This is a genomic window from Streptococcus sp. IsoGale021, assembly GCF_031142795.1.
GTDB lineage: Bacteria > Bacillota > Bacilli > Lactobacillales > Streptococcaceae > Streptococcus > Streptococcus hominis.
Map to the genome: position 1 here is coordinate 27,042 of NZ_JAKZJH010000011.1, position 21,436 is coordinate 48,477.

At 38.9% G+C, this 21,436-nt stretch carries 19 protein-coding genes and 1 other annotated feature; of the genes, 16 read left to right on the top strand and 3 right to left on the bottom strand.

All coding sequences use genetic code 11. The annotated features are described in order from the left end of the window. Positions 1 to 43: 43 nt before the first annotated feature. Positions 44 to 859 carry a Cof-type HAD-IIB family hydrolase gene (locus RG565_RS08115; protein ID WP_049534292.1) on the bottom strand — a complete coding sequence of 272 codons (816 nt, stop codon included), beginning with the start codon at positions 857 to 859 and terminating at the stop codon, positions 44 to 46. A 136-nt stretch (positions 860 to 995) separates the two neighbouring features. Between RG565_RS08115 and lepA the strand changes: the two genes are divergently transcribed. The 7 genes from lepA to RG565_RS08150 all read left to right on the top strand — a co-directional run bounded on the left by lepA (position 996) and on the right by RG565_RS08150 (position 8,547). Further along, the gene (lepA, locus tag RG565_RS08120; RefSeq protein ID WP_049534294.1) at positions 996 to 2,819 is read left to right on the top strand and encodes a translation elongation factor 4; all 1,824 of its coding nucleotides are present in this window, start codon (positions 996 to 998) and stop codon (positions 2,817 to 2,819) included. Positions 2,820 to 2,927: 108 nt separating this feature from the next. Beyond that, positions 2,928 to 3,572, top strand: coding sequence for a hypothetical protein (locus RG565_RS08125; RefSeq protein WP_247936700.1), 645 nt, complete (start codon positions 2,928 to 2,930; stop codon positions 3,570 to 3,572). 194 nt (positions 3,573 to 3,766) lie between these two features. After that, on the top strand, positions 3,767 to 4,669 hold the full coding sequence (gene murB, locus RG565_RS08130; protein ID WP_003025014.1) for a UDP-N-acetylmuramate dehydrogenase: 903 nt from the start codon (positions 3,767 to 3,769) through the stop codon (positions 4,667 to 4,669). A gap of 96 nt (positions 4,670 to 4,765) precedes the next feature. After that, complete coding sequence (locus RG565_RS08135; protein ID WP_247936699.1) at positions 4,766 to 5,923, top strand: ABC transporter ATP-binding protein; 1,158 nt, start codon at positions 4,766 to 4,768, stop codon at positions 5,921 to 5,923. Further along, positions 5,904 to 6,710, top strand: coding sequence for an ABC transporter permease (locus tag RG565_RS08140; RefSeq protein WP_106083721.1), 807 nt, complete (start codon positions 5,904 to 5,906; stop codon positions 6,708 to 6,710). The genes RG565_RS08135 and RG565_RS08140 overlap by 20 nt, the downstream gene beginning before the upstream one ends. Further along, on the top strand, positions 6,707 to 7,480 hold the full coding sequence (locus RG565_RS08145) for an ABC transporter permease (protein ID WP_106382539.1): 774 nt from the start codon (positions 6,707 to 6,709) through the stop codon (positions 7,478 to 7,480). The genes RG565_RS08140 and RG565_RS08145 overlap by 4 nt, the downstream gene beginning before the upstream one ends. Further along, positions 7,477 to 8,547: an ABC transporter substrate-binding protein gene (locus tag RG565_RS08150; protein ID WP_247906081.1), complete on the top strand. Its 1,071-nt coding sequence runs from the start codon at positions 7,477 to 7,479 to the stop codon at positions 8,545 to 8,547. The genes RG565_RS08145 and RG565_RS08150 overlap by 4 nt, the downstream gene beginning before the upstream one ends. A gap of 253 nt (positions 8,548 to 8,800) precedes the next feature. Here RG565_RS08150 and RG565_RS08155 read toward each other — a convergent pair whose 3' ends face one another. Both RG565_RS08155 and ppdK read right to left on the bottom strand, forming a co-directional pair. After that, positions 8,801 to 9,229, bottom strand: coding sequence for a DUF6556 family protein (locus RG565_RS08155; protein WP_003027515.1), 429 nt, complete (start codon positions 9,227 to 9,229; stop codon positions 8,801 to 8,803). 198 nt (positions 9,230 to 9,427) lie between these two features. Next, the gene (gene ppdK, locus RG565_RS08160; RefSeq protein ID WP_247936698.1) at positions 9,428 to 12,037 is read right to left on the bottom strand and encodes a pyruvate, phosphate dikinase; all 2,610 of its coding nucleotides are present in this window, start codon (positions 12,035 to 12,037) and stop codon (positions 9,428 to 9,430) included. Between the two features lie 176 nt (positions 12,038 to 12,213). On the opposite strand from ppdK, the gene RG565_RS08165 reads away from it, so the two are divergent. The 9 genes from RG565_RS08165 to RG565_RS08205 all read left to right on the top strand — a co-directional run. Then, positions 12,214 to 12,843 carry a CBS domain-containing protein gene (locus tag RG565_RS08165; RefSeq protein WP_003040398.1) on the top strand — a complete coding sequence of 210 codons (630 nt, stop codon included), beginning with the start codon at positions 12,214 to 12,216 and terminating at the stop codon, positions 12,841 to 12,843. A 13-nt stretch (positions 12,844 to 12,856) separates the two neighbouring features. Continuing rightward, a complete protein-coding gene (locus tag RG565_RS08170) occupies positions 12,857 to 13,675 on the top strand; it encodes a pyruvate, water dikinase regulatory protein (RefSeq protein ID WP_003027505.1) in 819 nt (272 codons plus the stop codon). Between the two features lie 42 nt (positions 13,676 to 13,717). Then, entirely contained in the window at positions 13,718 to 15,637 is a 1,920-nt protein-coding gene (locus RG565_RS08175) for a fructose-1,6-bisphosphatase (protein WP_247936697.1), read from the top strand. A 112-nt stretch (positions 15,638 to 15,749) separates the two neighbouring features. Next, positions 15,750 to 16,892, top strand: a complete 1,143-nt coding sequence (locus RG565_RS08180) for a cysteine desulfurase family protein (protein ID WP_247936718.1) — start codon at positions 15,750 to 15,752, stop codon at positions 16,890 to 16,892. Positions 16,893 to 16,895: 3 nt separating this feature from the next. Continuing rightward, positions 16,896 to 18,110: a tRNA uracil 4-sulfurtransferase ThiI gene (gene thiI, locus RG565_RS08185; RefSeq protein ID WP_247936696.1), complete on the top strand. Its 1,215-nt coding sequence runs from the start codon at positions 16,896 to 16,898 to the stop codon at positions 18,108 to 18,110. Between the two features lie 135 nt (positions 18,111 to 18,245). Further along, positions 18,246 to 18,317: a sequence feature (ribosomal protein L21 leader region), on the top strand. A 34-nt stretch (positions 18,318 to 18,351) separates the two neighbouring features. Next, positions 18,352 to 18,666, top strand: coding sequence for a 50S ribosomal protein L21 (gene rplU, locus RG565_RS08190; RefSeq protein ID WP_003024987.1), 315 nt, complete (start codon positions 18,352 to 18,354; stop codon positions 18,664 to 18,666). A 16-nt stretch (positions 18,667 to 18,682) separates the two neighbouring features. Then, on the top strand, positions 18,683 to 19,027 hold the full coding sequence (locus RG565_RS08195; protein ID WP_003032850.1) for a ribosomal-processing cysteine protease Prp: 345 nt from the start codon (positions 18,683 to 18,685) through the stop codon (positions 19,025 to 19,027). 17 nt (positions 19,028 to 19,044) lie between these two features. Next, positions 19,045 to 19,338: a 50S ribosomal protein L27 gene (gene rpmA / locus RG565_RS08200; RefSeq protein ID WP_003032879.1), complete on the top strand. Its 294-nt coding sequence runs from the start codon at positions 19,045 to 19,047 to the stop codon at positions 19,336 to 19,338. Positions 19,339 to 19,686: 348 nt separating this feature from the next. Then, the coding region (locus tag RG565_RS08205; protein ID WP_308937467.1) for a GbpC/Spa domain-containing protein at positions 19,687 to 21,436 on the top strand (1,750 nt) is incomplete at its 3' end.

Consider the following 21,436-nt stretch of genomic DNA (forward strand, 5'->3'; position numbering starts at 1 on the left):
AATAAAAATCATGAACTTGAAAAGAAGCTCATGATTCATCCTATTAGTTACTCAAAATGAGTTTTTCAATAGCTGTGGCAACACCGTTTTCATCATTGCTATCTGTAACGTAATCAGCGAGTTTTTTTACATAATCACTGGAATTTCCCATAGCCACACCAAGACCTGCAAACTCTAGCATTTCGATGTCATTATTGGCGTCACCAATTGCCATAATTTCTTGGGGCTTGATATCTAATCGTTGAGCTAATTCCCTAAGAGCAGTCGCTTTAGTAGTGCCTTTGGGCATAGCTTCGTAAATGACTGGTTGGGAACGAACGCCGCTGAAATGCTGGCAAATCTGGCTTGCAAATTGCTTTTCAAAGGTGTCTAATTCATCAGGCTGTGCTAGAAACATAGCTTGGAACATGATATTCTTGCCGCTGATAGCTTCTTTGAGGCTGATTTCTGTGGGGGTTGTAAAAACAAGGCTAGCGTCATAAGTGACTAGCTCACTTGGCTTTTCGTCTACCACTAAATAACGTTCTTCATCAAAAAGAGTCAATTGGGCGGGAGTTTGCTTGGCAATGTTATCTAGATAAAGAATGTCTTTCACACTCAGTTCTTTCCAAGCAACAAGATTCCAATCTTTCGTTTGATGAGTAGAGCAGCCGTTGTTAATGATGACATATTCGTTTTCTCCGCTCAACCCTAATTGTTCATAGTAAGGTTTCACTCCGACCAAGGGACGACCTGTACAAAGAACGAGCTTTACTCCGTTTTCAACTGCCTCATGAATAGCATCAATATGTGCTTGGGGAATTTCTTTTTGGCTATTTAAAAGTGTGCCATCCATATCTAATGCGATTAATTTAATCATAGCACCCTCATTTCTGTAAATGTATTTGCTTTTATTATAGCACAAATGAAACGGGATATGGAACGCTTTTTCAAGACTGGTAAAAGTCACCTGCCTTATGTTATAATAAATAGAATACCCGAAAAGGATGAGAAAAATGAACTTAGATGAATTAAAAAAACGGCAGGAGCGGATTCGGAATTTCTCCATCATTGCTCACATTGACCACGGTAAGTCAACCTTGGCAGATCGAATTTTGGAAGCGACGGATACTGTATCCAGCCGGGAAATGCAAGCTCAACTTTTAGATAGTATGGATTTGGAAAGGGAGCGGGGCATTACTATTAAGCTCAATGCGATTGAACTCAATTATAGAGCTAAGAACGGTGAAACTTATATTTTTCATTTGATTGATACACCAGGGCATGTGGACTTTACTTATGAAGTATCGCGATCGTTGGCAGCCTGTGAAGGGGCTATTCTGGTGGTCGATGCAGCACAAGGTATTGAAGCACAAACTTTAGCCAATGTTTATCTTGCCTTAGATAATGATTTGGAAATCTTACCAGTTATCAATAAAATTGACCTTCCAGCTGCTGATCCAGAGCGAGTTCGAACAGAGATTGAAGATGTCATTGGTTTGGATGCAAGCGAAGCTGTGTTGGCTTCGGCTAAAGCTGGTATCGGGATTGAAGAGATTCTAGAGCAAATCGTGGAGAAAGTTCCTGCGCCGACAGGAGATGTGACTGCACCACTCAAAGCCCTTATTTTTGACTCGGTTTATGATGCTTATCGTGGAGTTATTCTGCAAGTGCGCGTGATGGACGGAGTTGTGAAGCCAGGTGATACCATTCAGCTCATGAGTAATGGCAAGACTTTTGATGTAACTGAAGTGGGTATTTTTACTCCAAAAGCTGTTGGACGAGATTTTCTTGCAACAGGAGATGTTGGCTATATCGCAGCCTCTATCAAGACGGTGCAGGATACTCGGGTCGGAGATACGGTGACCTTAGCGGACAATCCAGCAGATGAACCACTTCATGGCTACAAGCAGATGAACCCGATGGTTTTTGCTGGACTTTATCCGATTGAGTCCAATAAATATAATGATTTGCGGGAAGCTTTGGAAAAACTTCAGCTTAATGATGCTAGTCTTCAATTTGAACCCGAAACTTCTCAAGCTTTAGGTTTTGGCTTCCGTTGTGGTTTCCTCGGTTTGCTCCACATGGATGTGATTCAGGAACGTTTGGAGAGAGAGTTTAATATTGACTTGATTATGACGGCACCGTCGGTTATCTACAAGGTTAATATGACAGACGGCGAATCCCTTGATGTTTCCAATCCGAGCGAATTTCCAGAACCGACCAAGATTGATTCCATTGAAGAGCCTTATGTCAAAGCACAGATTATGGTGCCGCAGGAATTTGTCGGAGCAGTCATGGAATTGGCTCAGCGTAAACGCGGTGACTTTGTGACTATGGACTATATCGATGAAAATCGGGTCAATGTCATCTATCAAATTCCGTTGGCAGAAATTGTCTTTGATTTCTTTGACAAACTAAAATCCTCAACTCGTGGTTATGCTAGCTTTGACTATGAAATCTCAGAATACCGCAAGTCGAGTCTCGTTAAAATGGATATTCTCCTTAATGGTGACAAAGTAGATGCTCTTAGCTTCATTGTTCACAAGGAATTTGCCTATGAACGCGGAAAATTGATTGTTGAAAAATTAAAGAAAATTATTCCGCGTCAGCAATTTGAAGTGCCGATTCAGGCAGCAATTGGTCAGAAAATTGTGGCACGGACAGACATCAAAGCTCTACGGAAAAATGTACTTGCCAAATGTTATGGTGGAGATGTTTCCCGTAAACGTAAGCTCTTGGAAAAACAAAAGGCTGGTAAGAAGCGGATGAAGGCCATCGGATCTGTTGAAGTGCCACAAGAAGCGTTCCTCAGCGTCCTCAGCATGGATGATGAGTGATATGTACAAAAGTTATAAAGAGAGTGGAATGCTCTCTTTTCTTGTGTCGTGAAATAATTGTGAACTCTAAATAAATATGCTAAAATAAAAAGATAGGAGGAATTAGTTATGAAGAAGAAAAAGAGCTGGCTGATTTTATTTTTAGCGGTACTCCTTATCTTTACACTAGAAGCATGTAGTTCAAGCGGAGGGAATAAACCCAAATCATCACAACAGTCATCTTCGTCAAGTAGAGTCTCTGCAAAAGAAAGCAGTAGCTCAAGTTCATCAAATGCTACGAAAAAAGATGTGAAGATGGAAGAAATGCAACGTGTTGGTTCGGATGATTACGGTTATATTGATATTCCTAAAAAGTGGGTGAAGTTTACTGATGTAAATGGTGGCGATAGTATTCAATATACAGATGGTTCTGCCTATAATATTGTGACCATGAATGCCTATACGAAAGAAAAAGCCAACATCAAAGAAGGAGAAGAATTTACGGCACAAACGATTGCTAATCGCATTTACTACAATTGGCAAAACAATGCAGACGTAAAGAAAATTTGGGGTTCAAAAAGCACGGTTGCAGGTAACGAAGCTTATCAAGTTAATGTTATAATGAAATCAGGTCAATACTTGATTAGTTGGATTTTCAAAAAAGACGAGAAAGTTTATCTCATTGCATTCGAGGGCGATCGAGCAACACTCATAAAGTTCATTAATTATATCGAAAATACATGGAGCTTGAGTAAAGAAAAAACAAAAATTTAAAAGTAAAGTGGAGTTCAAATTGTGATTTTACAAACATCGCGATTTCAATCCACTTTTTAAATAGTTTGGGAAAGCTATAATAAAGGCTTCAGCCATGATTTGGGTCTTTTTTGAAAGAATATTTTCTTCAATTTATCGTAAATATTTGCTAAATTTGGTATAATAGATTGAATTTTGTTTAAGAGAGAGAAAAAATGTCAACTTTAGAAATGTTAAAATCAGAATTGAACGGAATTGATATCCGTTTTGATGAACCTTTGAAACAATACACTTATACAAAAGTAGGTGGAGCTGCCGATTATCTGGTTTTTCCGCGAAATCGTTATGAATTGGCACGAGTGGTAAAATTTGCTAATCGGGAGCAGATTCCTTGGATGGTACTAGGAAATGCTAGCAATATCATCGTTCGTGATGGTGGTATTCGTGGTTTTGTGATTATGTTTGATAAATTAAATGGTGTTGCAGTGGATGGCTACACCATTGAAGCAGAAGCAGGTGCTAATCTCATCGAAACGACACACATTGCACTTCATCATAGCTTAACAGGTTTTGAGTTTGCTTGCGGGATTCCAGGGAGCATTGGCGGAGCTGTCTTTATGAATGCTGGTGCTTATGGTGGTGAGATTTCGCATATTTTACTTTCTTGTAAAGTGTTGACACGGGATGGGGAAATCAAAAATATTAGTGCTCAAGACATGAAATTTGGCTATCGCCGTTCTTACGTTCAACAGACAGGTGATGTGGTGATTTCTGCCAAGTTTGCCTTAGCACCAGGTATGCACCGTGTGATTCGTCAAGAAATGGAACGTTTGACCCACCTTCGTCAATTGAAGCAGCCTTTAGAGTATCCTTCTTGTGGCTCTGTTTTTAAACGTCCGGTGGGGCATTTCGCAGGGCAATTGATTAGTGAAGCAAATTTAAAAGGGCATCGCATTGGTGGGGTAGAAGTTTCTACAAAGCATGCAGGTTTTATGGTCAATGTTGATAATGGAACTGCAGCAGATTATGAAAATTTGATTGCACATGTGATTGAGACAGTGAAAGCTCATTCTGGTGTGACTTTGGAAAGAGAAGTCCGAATTATTGGGGAGAAATGAGTGTCTCTAGTGGCAACATTCATATTATTCTCTAAAAAATCAGTCAGGACAAGACTTTAATCTGTCAATCTATGAAAAAGAAGGAATTTATGGCAATTGAACAAACCAATCATTGAATTTAGAAATGTATCAAAAGTTTTTGAAGATAACAATACAGTCGTTTTAAAGGACATCAATTTTGAGTTAGAAGAAGGCAAATTTTACACACTTCTAGGCGCATCTGGATCAGGAAAATCAACCATTCTAAATATCATCGCTGGCTTGTTAGATGCTTCAAGCGGTGATGTTTTTCTTGATGGCGTCCGAATCAACGATATTCCGACTAATAAACGCGATGTGCACACGGTGTTTCAGTCCTATGCTCTTTTTCCGCATATGACCGTTTTTGAAAATGTGGCATTTCCGTTGCGTTTGCGTAAAGTTGAAAAACAAGAAGTAGAACGTCGGGTTGCGGAAGTCCTGAAAATGGTGCGTTTGGACGGTTTTGAGAACCGCTCTATTCGCAAACTTTCTGGTGGTCAGCGTCAGCGGGTTGCTATTGCGCGTGCTATTGTCAATGAACCGCGTGTGGTTTTGTTAGATGAGCCTTTGTCTGCACTAGATTTGAAGTTGCGGACAGACATGCAGTATGAATTGCGGGAATTGCAACAGCGTCTGGGGATTACCTTTGTCTTTGTCACCCATGACCAAGAAGAAGCGCTGGCTATGAGCGACTGGATTTTTGTGATGAATGACGGGGAGATTGTGCAGTCAGGGACACCTGTTGATATATATGATGAACCTATCAATCACTTTGTAGCGACGTTTATCGGGGAATCCAATATTCTTCCTGGCAAGATGATTGAAGACTATTTGGTCGAATTTAATGGCAAACGATTTGAAGCTGTTGACGGAGGAATGCGTCCTAATGAGCAGGTGGAAGTCGTCATTCGTCCAGAAGATTTGCGGATTACACTTCCGGAAGAAGGAAAACTTCAAGTTAAGGTTGACACCCAGCTCTTCCGCGGAGTGCATTATGAAATCATCGCTTATGATGGCTTGGGTAATGAGTGGATGATTCATTCGACTCGCAAAGCCATTGTCGGAGAAGAGATTGGGCTGGACTTTGAACCAGAAGATATTCATATCATGCGTCTCAATGAAACAGAGGAAGAATTTGACGCTCGGATTGAAGAATATGTCGAAATGGAAGAGCAAGAAGCAGGCTTAATCAATGCTATTGAGGAGGAGCGCGATGAAGAAAACAACCTCTAATCTTTTTGTTGCTCCTTATATTCTTTGGATTCTATTGTTTGTATTAGCGCCTGTTGCCATGATTGTTTGGCAGTCGTTTTTCAATATTGAAGGTCACTTTACTCTTGAAAATTATAAGATCTACTTCACTTCGCAAAATCTGACTTATCTCAAAATGAGTTTGAATTCTGTTTTATATGCGGGGATTATCACAGTTGTCACTTTAGTAATCAGTTACCCAACGGCATTTTTATTGACACAACTAAAGCATAGACAGCTTTGGTTGATGCTCATTATCTTGCCGACCTGGGTCAATCTCCTTCTCAAAGCTTATGCTTTTATTGGGATTTTCGGGCAAAATGGCTCTGTCAATCAATTTTTAAGTTTTATTGGGATTGGCTCTCAGCAAATCCTGTTTACAGATTTCTCTTTTATTTTTGTAGCCAGTTATATTGAACTGCCTTTTATGATATTGCCGATTTTTAATGTTTTAGAGGACATGGACCAAAATCTGATCAATGCCAGCTATGATCTTGGTGCCAATCGTTGGGAAACCTTCCGTCGTGTCGTTTTTCCTTTATCTATGAATGGCGTGAGAAGTGGTGTGCAGTCAGTCTTTATTCCCAGTCTCAGTCTTTTTATGCTGACGCGTTTGATCGGTGGCAATCGCGTTATTACGCTAGGTACAGCCATTGAGCAGCATTTTCTGACTACACAAAATTGGGGCATGGGCTCAACCATTGGTGTTGTCTTGATTGTAGCCATGCTCGTTATCATGTGGGCAACGAAAGAAAGGGGAGAGCGATGAAAAAAACTGCTAGTATTTATTTAACAGTCGTCTTCTTAATTCTTTATTTGCCGATTTTTTATTTGATTGGCTATGCGTTCAATGCTGGCGATGATATGAACAAGTTTACAGGCTTTAGTCTGACGCATTTTCAAAATATGTTCAGTGATACTCGCTTAATGCTCATTTTAGCGCAGACCTTTTTCTTAGCCTTTCTATCTTCTTTGATTGCAACAGCAATCGGAACGTTTGGTGCCATTTATATTTATCAAGCCAAAAAGAAATACCAGAACGCCTTTTTATCGGTTAATAATATCCTTATGGTAGCGCCAGATGTCATGATTGGGGCAAGTTTCTTAATTCTTTTTACAACTATCAAATTTCAATTAGGTTTTCTATCTGTTCTGGCGAGTCATATTGCCTTTTCAATTCCTATCGTAGTTTTGATGATATTGCCACGGCTAAAAGAGATGAATGACGACATGATTAAGGCGGCCTATGATTTAGGGGCAAGCCAAGTTCAGATGTTAAAAGAAATCATGTTGCCCTATTTGACACCAGCGATTATTGCAGGGTATTTTATGGCGTTCACCTATTCCTTGGACGATTTTGCAGTGACCTTCTTTGTGACTGGAAATGGTTTTTCAACCTTGTCGGTTGAGATTTACTCGCGGGCTCGGCAAGGAATTTCTTTAGAAATCAATGCTCTCTCTGCTTTGGTATTTCTTTTCAGTATTCTTTTGGTGATTGGTTATTACTTTATTTCTCGTGAGAAGGAGGATGCGGCATGAAAAAGCTTTATTCATTTTTAATGGGCATTGTTGCTATTATCCTTATCCTCTGGGGCTTGAGCCATCACATTGAAAGTCGGACAAAAATCGGTTCTGGTGACAAATTAGTCATCTACAATTGGGGAGACTACATTGATTCAGAGTTGCTGACGAAGTTCACCAGAGAAACCGGTGTCCAAGTCCAATATGAAACCTTTGATTCCAACGAATCCATGTACACGAAGATTAAACAGGGCGGGACAACCTACGATATTGCTATTCCCAGTGAATACATGATTTCAAAAATGATGTCGGAGCACTTATTAGAAAAGCTGGATCATTCTCAGATTAAAGGCTTAGAAAATATTGGAAATCGGTTTTTAAATCAATCATTTGATCCCCAAAATCAATACTCCATTCCTTACTTTTGGGGAACGCTAGGCATTGTCTACAACACTGAATTGGTCAAAACAGCACCTAAGCATTGGAGTGACCTGTGGCGACCTGAATATAAAAACTCTATTATGATGATTGATGGAGCGCGCGAGGTAATGGGTGTCGGGCTAAATGCTTTAGGTTATAGCCTCAATTCTAAAAATACTAAGCAATTACAAGAAGCGGTTGATAAGCTTTATACATTAACGCCTAATATCAAAGCCATTGTAGCAGACGAGATGAAAGGCTATATGATTCAAAACAATGCGGCGATTGGTGTTAGTTTTTCAGGAGAAGCACGGCAAATGTTAGAGAAAAACGACAAACTTCGCTATGTTGTTCCAACAGAAGCCAGCAATCTTTGGTTTGACAATATTGTCATTCCTAAAACAGTTAAAAATAAAAAAGCTGCTTATCAATTTATTAACTTTATGTTAAGACCTGAAAATGCCTATAAAAATGCTTTGTATGTTGGCTACTCAACGCCTAACATGCCTGCTAAGACGATGCTGCCAAAAGAAATCCAAGAGGACAAAGCTTTTTACCCAGATGAGGAAACTCTGAAGCACTTAGAAGTTTATCAACAGCTCGGCTCAAAATGGCTAGGAATTTATAATGACTTGTATCTTCAAGTGAAAATGTATCGGAAATAATGCTCCGTGAAAATTGTTTCGAACTTCGTAAACTTTAACAGCCCGAGGAACTATTAAAGACTGCGGATAAAGGAAGCAAGGTTTCCATCAAAAACCTTCTGGAAGCCAGTTGAAGTCGTAGGACAAGGTTCACGCAGTGAATCTCATTCAAACTTTTTGATTTTCATTGAGAGTATAAAATTAAATATAAAAAATAACGGAAGTTGAGCAACTCCCAGACATTGATCTGATTGGTTGTCTCACTTCCGTTTTTTTAATTACTAGAGCTTGAAGTAGTTGTATTTGTGTCGTTGTCAGTCGTTTTGCTACTTGTCTGACTAGAGCTAATATCGTTTGATGTATTGCTAGACTGCGTGGTGTCAGAACTAGCGCTACTTGTTTCTGTTTCGCCTTGACTAGTAGCAGTCGTGTTGCTAGATTGAGCCCCGTCTGTTGTTGTTTCTTTCTGAATTTCTTTGATAATAGTTGTTTGTGTTGTCTGACTGGTTTTTGTTTTGTTATCAGATTTATTGTTATTCATGAAAGTCAGGATTGTGATTGTTGCGGTGATAATCCCAAGAATACTCCCAATCGTAGCAAGGGTCTTTTGAAAAGCTGACAGCCCTTTTTTGATATGGTGACGAGTAGGCGCTTTTTCTTCTTTAGTAGTTGAAGTTTTGTTTTTTCGAGAATAATTTTCCATTGTGAGTTGATAATCTCCTTTCTCATCTTCATTATACCCTCTTTATTTAAAATTGTCTTAAAAAAATTTAAAATGTTGAAAATTTCATGTAAAGCAATCGAAAATTGATTGAAAAAATTACCTTTTACAAAAAATCAGCTCCATCCTTGTCTGTCCTGTTAGCAGATAGAAAGAGCTGATTCACTTATAAGGAAGGAACTAGGAAAGATGTGCTTGCGCAACAGCTAATCGTGCAGCAGGAACGCGATAAGGTGAGCAAGAAACATAAGTAATGCCAATCTCTTGGAAGAAAGGAATAGAAGCAGGATCTCCTCCGACTTCACCACAAATACCAATTGGAAGTTCTGGCTTTACTTGATGAGCTTTTGAAATAGCTATTTTCATGAGCTCGCCCACTCCAGCTCGGTCAATGGTTTGGAATGGATCAAATGACATGATTTCTCCCTCTTTGTAATGCTGGATAAATTTTCCAATATCATCACGAGAAAAACCATAGGTCATTTGCGTCAAATCATTGGTACCAAAACTAAAGAAGTCTGCTTCCTCGGCTAACTGATCTGCGATGAAACAAGCGCGCGGCAGTTCAATCATTGTACCGATTTCATAAGGGAATGGCTGCATGTGATGTTTCTTGAAAATCTTATCAATATGCTGACAAAGAGATGTTTTGATTGAAAGTAACTCCGACTTTTCTGCAATTAAAGGAATCATGATTTCTGGCTTAATGATCATGCCTTCTTTTGCTAGTCTTATAGCGCTATTAAAAATGGCTTCTACCTGCATTTTATAAATTTCAGGCTGTGTAATTCCTAAGCGGCAACCACGATGTCCCAGCATTGGGTTCGTTTCTTGTAGAGAAGTGATTTTCCGCATTAGTGTATCAAGAGGTACTTGCAATTTCCTAGCTAATTGCTCAATTTCCTGTTGTGTTTTTGGTAAAAATTCGTGCATAGGCGGATCTAGCAAGCGGACAATCATCGGTTTATCTTGAATGGTTTGATACATCTGATAGAAATCTTCTTCTTGAAATGCCAAAAGTGTCATTAAAGCAGACTTAGTTTCGATTTCATTCGTTGATAAAATCAATCTGCGCATTTCTAAAATCCGTTCCTCACCAAAGAACATATGCTCTGTACGAGCAAGACCAATGCCTTTGGCTCCAAATTGAACAGCTGTTTTCAAATCTTGAATGGTTTCGGCATTCGCTCGAACGGTTAGCTGTGCAATCTCATCTGCCCAAGAAAGGAACAGTTGTAATTCGTCATTATTATCAATCATAGTGGTTGGAATGCTTCCAATGTAGAGTTTGCCGGAAGTGCCGTCTACAGAAAGGATGTCTCCCTCTTTTAAGGTTACCTTACCGCATACAAGTGTTTTTCCGTCTTCATTGATAGATAATTCTCCGCATCCTGCGACACAACAAGTGCCCATGCCACGAGCTACAACGGCTGCATGAGAAGTCATGCCACCGTGACTGGTCACGATTGCTTGACTAACTACCATTCCTTCAATGTCTTCGGGAGAAGTTTCTTGGCGAACTAAAATCACTTTCTTTCCAAGTGCATGAAATTCTTTGGCGCGCTCGGCAGTAAAGACAATTTCTCCTGTTGCGGCACCTGGACTAGCGGGAAGCCCCTGAGTTAAGTGATGAGCTGATGTTAAAGCTTTTTCTTCAAAAACAGGGTGAATCAGTTGGTCAATGGTAGAAGGACTGACTCGCAAGAGAGCTTCTTGCTTTGAAATCATTTTTTCGCTCACTAAATCCAAAGCAATTTTTAAGCTTGCTTTAGCCGTCCGTTTTCCGTTTCGAGTTTGCAGGATATAAAGTTTTTCTTTTTCAATAGTAAATTCAATATCTTGCATATCTTTGTAGTGTTTTTCAAGAATCTTGGCGTAGTTGCAAAAATCTTCATAGGCCTGTGGTAAGATTCGTTTAAGAGAGTCAATCGGCTCTGGAGTCCGAATACCGGCAACGACATCTTCTCCTTGAGCATTGAGCAAAAATTCCCCAAACAGATGATGTTCACCAGTGGCAGGATTTCTGGTGAAAACAACGCCTGTGCCGCTTTTTTGGTCGCTATTGCCAAATACCATACTCTGGACATTGACAGCCGTACCTAAATCATGTGGAATGTGGTTTAGTTCACGGTAGACTTTAGCGCGTGGATTGTTCCATGATTTGAATACCGCTTTGATAGCAGCGTAGAGTTGCTCTTTAGGGTTTTGTGGGAAATTTTGATAGTGTTCTTGATAGAGTTCTTTATATTGTTGAATAAGTGATTGGTGTTCTTCTTTTGAAAAGTCATTGACCTTCTTACTCAACTGTTTTTCGTTTTTTTCTAAGCATTGGTCGAATTCTTCTTTGGGAATGCCGTAAACGACATCAGCAAACATCTGCAATAAACGCCGATAACAATTGTAAGCGAAATTGGCATTTGTCGCATCTGCTAAAGTCTGAACACGCAAGTCATTTAGACCAAGATTGAGAATCGTGTCCATCATACCAGGCATAGAAATTTTAGCTCCACTACGGACAGAAACCAGTAGTAGTGAGGGTTCATTCCCCATGAAAAATTTATTCGTTTTGGTTTCTAGTTTAGTAATCGCTTTCAAAATTTCCTCTTTTAAAATAGATTCAAAAAAGGAAGGAGCTTCTAAATAACGTAGACAACTTTGAGTTGTAATCGTAAATCCCTCAGGTACAGGCAGCCCCAAATGGGTCATTTCTGCCAAATTGGCACCCTTACCACCTAGTAGCGCCTTGTCTTCAGCGCGTCCTTCTTCAAAAGAATAAATCCATTTATCCATTTTTGCCTCCAATTTATTAAATATGTGTCATAATAAAAGACAAATACATTGTAATATACATCATATATGTTTGTCAACTGAAAAAACAAATCATAAATCGTTGACAAAAGAGTTTTATTTGTTATAATATGACACATAATAATGATTTGAAATTGATATTGGAAAAGGAGTAAAAGTTGAAATTAACAAAACGACAAAAAGAGATCGTTGAGATTGTAAAGAAAGATCAACCAGTTAGCGGTGAAAAAATCTCAGAACTGCTAGATGTGTCTAGAGCAACTTTGCGCTCAGATTTATCCTTTCTAACCTTAGTGGGGATTTTAAAAGCAAGTCCGAAAGTTGGCTACACTTATGCTGGTTCGGATTTGGAAACGCTCTTTTTCTTTGATACTTTTCAGAAGAAAGTTGAAGATGTCATGACCTCACCAGTATTGGTGGCGCACGATTCGTTTATTCAAGATGCCATTATTACTTTATTTATGTATGATGCAGATGTTCTCTATGTGATAGATGAAAAAAAGCAGCTACTAGGTATTTTATCGCGAAAGGATTTGTTAAGAGCGGCGCTCAATGCCAATATTGATGTGACACCAGTAGCCGTTTGCATGACCAGAATGCCACATATAAAAACCTGCCATAAGGATTTGAATATCCTTGAAGCTGCGGCACTTTTGCAGGATTTTGCCATTGATTCCTTGCCTGTTGTGGAGGAGCAAAATGAAGGTCATATTATCGGAACAATTACTAAATCAGCCTTGTTGGACTTTATTATCCAAGAAGCTAGAAATGCAGAAGTGAATAGATAAAAAAGGAGTTTTCATGAAACAAGAGATTACCATTTACGCCATTTCTGATTCTTTGGGAGGAACATCCCAAAAATTACTATCAGCCGTTATGGCTCAATATCCAGATTTGATTTTCAACAATAGCTATCGGTTTCCTTTTATCAATAAGGAATCTGAATTGTTGGATATTTTGCAGGACGCTATCAAAGATGACGCAGTTGTTATCAGTACCTTAGTAGACAGTCATTTAGCAGCAACTGCGAGGGAATTTAGCAGAGTCAATCATTTGTCTTATCTGGATTTGATGAACCCATTTTTTGAAATCATCAAAGAAAAAACAGGCACGCAACCGATTGAGGTGCCAGGAGTTCTGCACCGTTTGGACACGGAATATTTCAATAAAATCTCTGCTATTGAATTTGCTGTTAAATATGACGACGGCAAGAACCCACAAGGATTTTTGGAGTCGGATCTTGTGATTTTAGGAGTTTCTCGAACTTCCAAGACTCCGCTCAGCATCTATTTAGCTAATAAAGGCTACAAAGTATCCAATCTTCCCTTGATTCCAGAGGTTCCGCTACCGCAAGTCTTGGATAAAGTAGATAGAAGAAGAATGATAGGCTTGGTGTGTGACCCAGATAAATTGGCAAAAGTGAGAAGTAACCGTCTGGATGCGCTCGGTTTGACACAAGCTACAAGCTATACAGATATTGAAAAAATTTATGAAGAATTGGACTATTCTAAAAAAGTTTTCCAAAAATATCAGGCTCATGTTATCAATATGACAGATAAATCTATTGAAGAGACGGCTTGCATTATTGAAGAACACTTAAAATCTCTAGCTTCAAAATAAGAATTAAAGCCCTAAGGTGCTGTATTTAAACGAGGTGAACGAATGGAACAATACAAACGAATTTTATTAAAAGAGTTTGATTCCAAACAAAAAGTCATTACAGAGTTAATCAATCTGGAAGCTATTTTAAATTTGCCAAAAGGGACAGAATTGTATCTTAGCGATATTCACGGTGAGTTTGAGGCTTTTGACTATATCCTAAGGACCTGTGCGGGGAATCTGAATGAAAAAATCAACGACTGCTTTGGAGAGGAATTATCAAAAGCGGAAAAAGACAAGCTGACCTTGCTGATTGCTTATCCTCAGGAAGTTTTGAGCGATGGTTTTCTTTATCCTTTGAAAGACAAGAGCCGGTATGGAGAAATTATTCAAAACTTGTTGACTTTGCTAACTTTTGTGGCAGCAAAATACACTCGTTCCAAAGTGAGAAAGGCTTTGCCGCCACAATATGCTTATGTGATTGAAGAATTGCTCTATACAGATCGAAATTTGCCGGATAGCAATATTTATTTTGAAACGATTCAGAACTATTTGATTGATTTAGGCGAGGCAAGTCAGTTTATTTCGGCATTAGCAAAGGTCATTCGGCAGTTAATCATTGATCATCTTCATATAGTTGGCGATATTTTTGACCGCGGGGCAGCCGCAGATAAAGTAATGAATGAAATCATGGCTTATCATTCTGTGGATATTCAATGGGGCAATCACGATATTATCTGGATGGGGGCTTTCTTTGGCTCGAAAGAATGTTTGCTTATTCTCTTGCGAATAGCTGCTAGATATGGCTATCTTTACGATATTGAGAGAGCTTATGGTCTCAATCTAAGACCGCTCGTTCTTTTTGCCGAAAAGACCTATTCGGAAAATGCGAAATTTAAGCCCAACTTAGGAAAACGAAGCGACCGCTATTCTCCTAAAGAAATTCTCCAGTTGGAAAAGGTTCACCAAGCACTAGCAATCATTCAGTTTAAATTGGAAAATCAACTGATTAAAAGGCGGCCGGAGTTTGATATGGCTCAAAACTTGACGCTTGATAAGATTGATTATTGGGAAGAGAGTATTCTAGTTGGAGAAAAGAAGCATTTTTTAGCTAATACTTGCTTCCAAACAATCAATCCTCAACAGCCAGATCAGCTGACAGACGAGGAAGAGGAAGTGGTTGCTACTTTGCTAGATTCTTTTCAACATTCGATTCAAATCAAACGTCACATTTCTTTTTTGATGAACAAGGGTTCGATGTATAAGATTTATAATAATCACCTCCTTTTTCATGGCTGCATTCCTTTGGAAGAATCTGGAGATTTTCAACCTTTACAGATCAATGAAATTCGCTATGCTGGTAAAGAATTGCTCAACTTTTTTGAATATCACATTCGAGAAAGTTCTAAAAATCCAGAGATTCAAGACGATTTCTCAACGGATCTTATCTGGTATTGTTGGAATGGAAAACTGTCTCCCTTGTTTGGCAAGGATAAGATGACCACCTTAGAGCGTTATTTTATTGAGGATAAGGAAACGCACGTTGAAAAGGAAAATCCATATTTCTCCTATCGGAATTCTGCTAAGATTTGCAAGTTGATTTTGGAAGAATTCGGTCTCTTTTCTGAAGATTCTAGGATTGTAAATGGGCATACACCTGTAAAAACGTTGAAAGGCGAATCTCCAATTCGAGGTGAAGGAATGCTGTTCGTTATTGACGGTGGTTTGTGTGAAGCCTATCAAAAGAAAACGGGAATTGCTGGCTATTCCTTGCTCAATAATTCATATGGTTTTCAAATTGTCACACACCAACCTTTTCAAAATGTGCAAAAAATGATTGAGAAGGCTGTAGATCTCTCATCCTTGAAGAGAGTGATTGAGCATGTCCGTGAGCGAACTTTGATAAAATCAACTACAATCGGTCAAAGCCTCATCGAACAACAACAGGAACTATCCGCTCTCTTGCATGAATTTTATGATTAGCCTTCATGGCTCTTCAAGTCAAAACTTGGAGGGTCTTTTCATTTCAAGTCTTGCTGTTGTCCCCATTTCTTTTTCGTGTTACAATAGGAGTATTGAAATGGAGAGATTTAAGATGATTTATTTAGACAATTCAGCAACGACCAAGCCTTACCCAGAGGCTTTGGCTACCTATACAGAAGTTGCTTCTAAAATTTGGGGAAATCCTTCTAGTCTCCACAGTTTGGGCAATCAGGCGACCCGCTTGTTAGATGCATCTCGCAAGCAAATTGCGGAGCTTCTCGGTAAATCCTCTCAAGAGATTTTCTTTACGTCTGGAGGGACGGAAGGTGATAATTGGGTTATCAAGGGTGTGGCTTTTGAAAAAGCGCACTATGGTAAGCATATCATTGTATCTGCTATTGAGCATCCAGCAGTGAAAGAATCCGCTCTCTGGCTGATGCAGCAAGGTTTTGAAGTGGATTTTGCGCCTGTTGATAAAAAAGGTTTTGTAGATGTTGAAAAATTAGCTACCCTTATCCGATCGGATACGACTTTAATTTCAGTCATGGCGATCAACAATGAAATCGGCTCTGTTCAACCAATTGCAGCTATTTCAGAACTTTTAGCGGACAAGCCAACTATTTCTTTTCATGTGGATGCAGTACAAGCCATAGCTAAGATTCCAACGAAAGATTACTTGACCGAGCGCGTGGACTTTGCGACATTTTCTAGTCATAAATTTCATGGATTACGGGGTGTTGGTTTTGTCTATATCAAGTCTGGTAAGAAAATCAGCCCGCTGTTGAATGGTGGTGGTCAAGAATCAGATAAGCGTTCTACGACTGAAAACCTGGCTGGTATTGTAGCAATGGCAAAAGCTTTGCGTTTATCTATAGAAAATCTGGGATCCTTCACTACACGGACAGCCAAGATGAAAGGGATTATCCTAGAAGAGCTAGCTAAATACCCTGATGTAACAATTTTTTCAGGAACAGAAAATTTTGCACCGCATATTCTAACTATTGGTATCAAGGGGGTACGAGGAGAAGTAGTGGTCCATGCTTTTGAAGAGTATGATATTTATATATCTACTACGAGTGCTTGTTCCTCTAAAGCTGGCAAACCAGCTGGAACCTTAATAGCTATGGGTGTTGAAAAATCCCTGGCTCAAACGGCTGTGCGAATTAGTCTGGATGCCGATAATGATATGAGTCAGATTGAGCAATTTCTGACAACGTTTAAACTCATTTATGAAAAAACTAGAAAAGTAAGGTAAACAATGCAATATTCAGAAATTATGGTTCGTTACGGCGAGCTTTCAACCAAAGGAAAAAATCGCATGCGTTTTATTAACAAATTGAAACGCAATATGCAAGCAGTCCTCTCTATTTACCCAGATGTGCATGTGAAAGCAGACCGAGATCGTGCACATGTCTATCTTCACGGAACGGACTATCAACCTGTTGCAGAATCGCTTAAACAGATTTTTGGGATTCAAAATTTCTCGCCGTCTTATAAGATTGAAAAATCAGTTCCTGCTTTGGTTGAAGCGGTGCAGACAATTATGAAAGAAATTTACAAAGAGGGGATGACTTTTAAGATTGCCAGCAAACGCAGTGACCACAATTTTGAATTGGATAGTCGTGAATTGAACCAGACCTTGGGAAATGCAGTCTTTGATGCGATTCCACATGTTCAAGTCAAGATGAAAGCACCAGATATTACACTGCAAGTAGAAATCCGCGAAGAAGCAGCCTATCTGTCCTATGAAACGATTCGTGGAGCAGGCGGTCTTCCTGTCGGAACATCTGGAAAAGGCATGCTGATGCTGTCAGGCGGGATTGATTCACCCGTTGCAGGCTATCTAGCTCTAAAACGTGGAGTGGATATTGAAGCGGTGCACTTTGCTAGCCCCCCTTATACAAGTCCCGGTGCTCTCAAAAAGGCGCAAAATTTGACGCGCAAATTAACCAAATTTGGTGGCAGTATTCAATTTATTGAAGTGCCATTCACGGAAATTCAAGAAGAAATTAAAGCGAAAGCACCAGAAGCTTATCTGATGACCCTAACTCGTCGCTTTATGATGCGCATTACAGATCGCATTCGTGAAGAACGCGGGGGACTTGTTATCATAAACGGAGAAAGTCTTGGTCAAGTTGCTAGCCAAACGCTAGAGAGTATGCAAGCGATCAATGCTGTCACCAATACTCCAATTATTCGTCCAGTCGTGACTATGGATAAACTAGAAATCATTGACATTGCTGAAAAGATTGATACATTTAATATCTCGATTCAACCCTTTGAAGATTGTTGTACCATCTTTGCGCCAGACAGGCCTAAAACCAATCCAAAGATAAAAAATGCCGAGCAATACGAAGCACGTATGGATGTGGATGCTTTAGTGGAACGTGCTGTTGCTGGTATCATCATTACTGAAATTACACCAGAAGCAGAAACAGACGAGGTGGATGAAATGATTGAGGGATTGTTGTAATAAGAACGGATTTTGAGATTGGAAGTTATTCTGGGAAATTATTAAAAATTACTAAAAGCTACTGAGTTAGTCTTTTGATAAAAAATACTTGCCAAAGGCTATCAGAAATGCTATACTTATAGAGTTGACTATGCACAGCCTGTGCAACCGCTCGAACATCGTCATAAGTGGTTCGTCCCACGATGCTAGGCGAGTCTTCACAAAATTAGGGGAAACCCGTAAAATTCATAGGAGGTGCATAATGAGCACATACGCAATCATTAAAACTGGCGGCAAACAAGTTAAAGTTGAAGTTGGTCAAGCAGTTTACGTTGAAAAATTGGACGTTGAAGCTGGTCAAGATGTAACATTTGACGAAGTTGTTCTTGTTGGTGGTGAAAACACTGTTGTCGGAACTCCGCTTGTTTCTGGAGCTACTGTTGTTGGAACTGTTGAAAAGCAAGGAAAACAAAAGAAAGTTGTTACTTACAAGTACAAACCTAAAAAAGGTAGCCATCGTAAACAAGGTCACCGACAACCATATACTAAGGTTGTCATCAATGCAATCAACGCTTAATTTTTAAGGAGAGCACATGATACAAGCAGTCTTTGAACGAGCCGAGGATGGTGAGCTGAGGAGTGCAGAAATTACTGGACACGCCGAAAGTGGCGAATACGGCTTTGATGTCGTGTGTGCGTCGGTTTCTACGCTTGCCATAAATTTCATCAATTCGATTGAAAAATTCGCAGGCTATGAACCAATCTTAGAATTAAACGAAGAAGAAGGTGGATTCTTACGGGTAGAGATTCCTACAGATATTCCATCTCACCAAAGAGAAATGACTCAACTTTTCTTTGAATCATTCTTCTTAGGTATGGCAAACTTATCGGAGGACTCAGCTGAGTTCGTCCAAACAAGAGTTATCACAGAAAACTAACACGGAGGAAAAACATTATGTTGAAAATGAATCTTGCTAATCTGCAACTTTTCGCCCACAAAAAAGGTGGAGGTTCTACATCTAACGGACGTGATTCACAAGCAAAACGTCTTGGGGCTAAAGCGGCTGACGGACAAACTGTAACTGGTGGATCAATTCTTTATCGTCAACGCGGTACTCACATCTATCCAGGTGTCAATGTTGGACGCGGTGGAGATGACACTTTGTTTGCGAAAGTGGAAGGCGTTGTACGCTTTGAACGCAAAGGTCGCGATAAAAAACAAGTTTCTGTTTACCCAATTGCGAAATAAGAATTGAAAGTCCCTACCTCATGGTACGGGTCTTTCTTTTGGAAATGATAATTTGAAAACAACAAAAGAAATGTAGATAAAACGAACAATCTTCATCTCATTATAAGATAGCTGTGAACAACTTTGCAGCTATCTTTATTTTAAGTACATTTTACATGTGTTTTTCATGTATTTTAGTATCATATTAGTTGAATTATTCCAATTATCAAAGTATAATATATAATGATATCTTTAACGTGATTACAAGTAATAATATAGTTGTAATTAGTAATGAAACTCTTCTATTTCCATATATAGTTATACCTTCAGGAATAGATAAGATAAATAATTTATAAAAAGGATACTAGCATGTTTAGAAAAAATAATGAACTTCAAGGTCATGGCTCAATTCGTAAAAATAAAATTTACGGGACTGTTGGTGTTATTATATTTGGAATAATCGCAATGTTTAGTTTACACAAGAGTGTGGCGGCTGATGATATTGAAAGTCCTAAAACAACAGCACCTATACCTATAGCTGAAGCGTCAAATACAAGTCTTGTTGTACAATCACAAATGGCTAGACAAGAAGATAATACTACTCTGACAACTACAAAGGCTGATTCAGCCACTACTATGAGTTCAACTAGTAGAGCAGCTGCAACAGCACCTACTGCAGCCGCTTCTCAAGCAATGCTATCTACTGCACAGACAGAAAATCAAAATCCAAATGTAACAGTTGAAAATCAAGAATTAAAAGACGCTGTAACAGAAGCCAAGAATAATGGGATTGAAGCAAAGCAAGAGACGACAGAAAATATTGGAACTGCGAATATTAAAGAAGAGGTTGCAACTTTAGAAGCTGAGGCTGTCACTCGTGAGAAAGAGCAGGCCCAAAAAATAAAGGAGGCAGTTGATAAATATAAAAACGACTATGCAACTGCACAGAGTAATACTCAAAAACCAGGTTATCTTAGTGAAGTTGTAACTCAAGGACTGAAATTTGAAAACGAACCAAATGCTCACCTATCAATTACAGGTACAACTGAATTTGGTCAGCAAGATGCGCCTAGAGCGTACTCATATGAAGAATATATAGGTAGTGGTAGGACATTTGCTAATAATCCAATAGCTGCATACAAAACTTCTGCATCAGGGAATTTTGTGATTCCCAAAATTAACAAAGGTCAAACTATAACAGCTACTTACACAAATCTACAAAATTCTAGCTATAATGGTACAAAAATTGCTAAAGTTGTTTATGAAGTAACAAATTTAAATAATGGGATAGGAATAATCGGTTTTGCTGAGAAAGATCCAACTAAGGGGATTTATACTTTTTATAACTTAACTGCTCCTTCTAAATATGGTGTAAAAATTCGTTTTTATGACGAGAATGATAATATCATCCAATTTAAGCAAGCAACTCCAGCTATATTGGCACTGACAAGTTTGTCAAAAACGATACGTGCTGATGGAAAGAAGCATGAAGAGGGGATAGCAGACTATAACTTCAAACCAGTAAAAATAACTGGTTCGTATGTTGAAAAACAATCTGATAATCGTTTAGCTGCAAGTAGTCCGACACAAAATATCCCAGATAGATATAACCATCCGGATTTTTATAAGACTAGTATCGCTGGTGTAATAGATAATGGCGATGTTATCTCGTTTACCATGCGTAGGGATTCAGAGTTTGATAGCGGGTACTGGTTAGCAATTACAAGTAAATTGCCTTCACCTTTCGTTTTAACTAAGCCTAATTTAAGTTATAAATTCTTTAGCTATAATAAAGCAGGGACTGTATTACTTGACAATTATATTCAAGGTACAACTACTAAGTTGACAGAAACACAAACTGTCAAACCTAAAGGCACACTTATAGGTGAAAGTTATACAGGAACGCATGAAGACCGAATAACATTCAATGGTAAAGTTTATAAATATGTATCGTCATCTGATAATATAACAGGTACAGTTAAATTAGGAATAACCAATGTATATAATTCTTACGTTGAAGTGACTGGAAATGTTATCGTAAATTATAGAAATCAAGCTGGCGAAACGATTAAAGAGAGTGTTGAAGATACTTCTAATGCTTCTATTGATACCGATTACA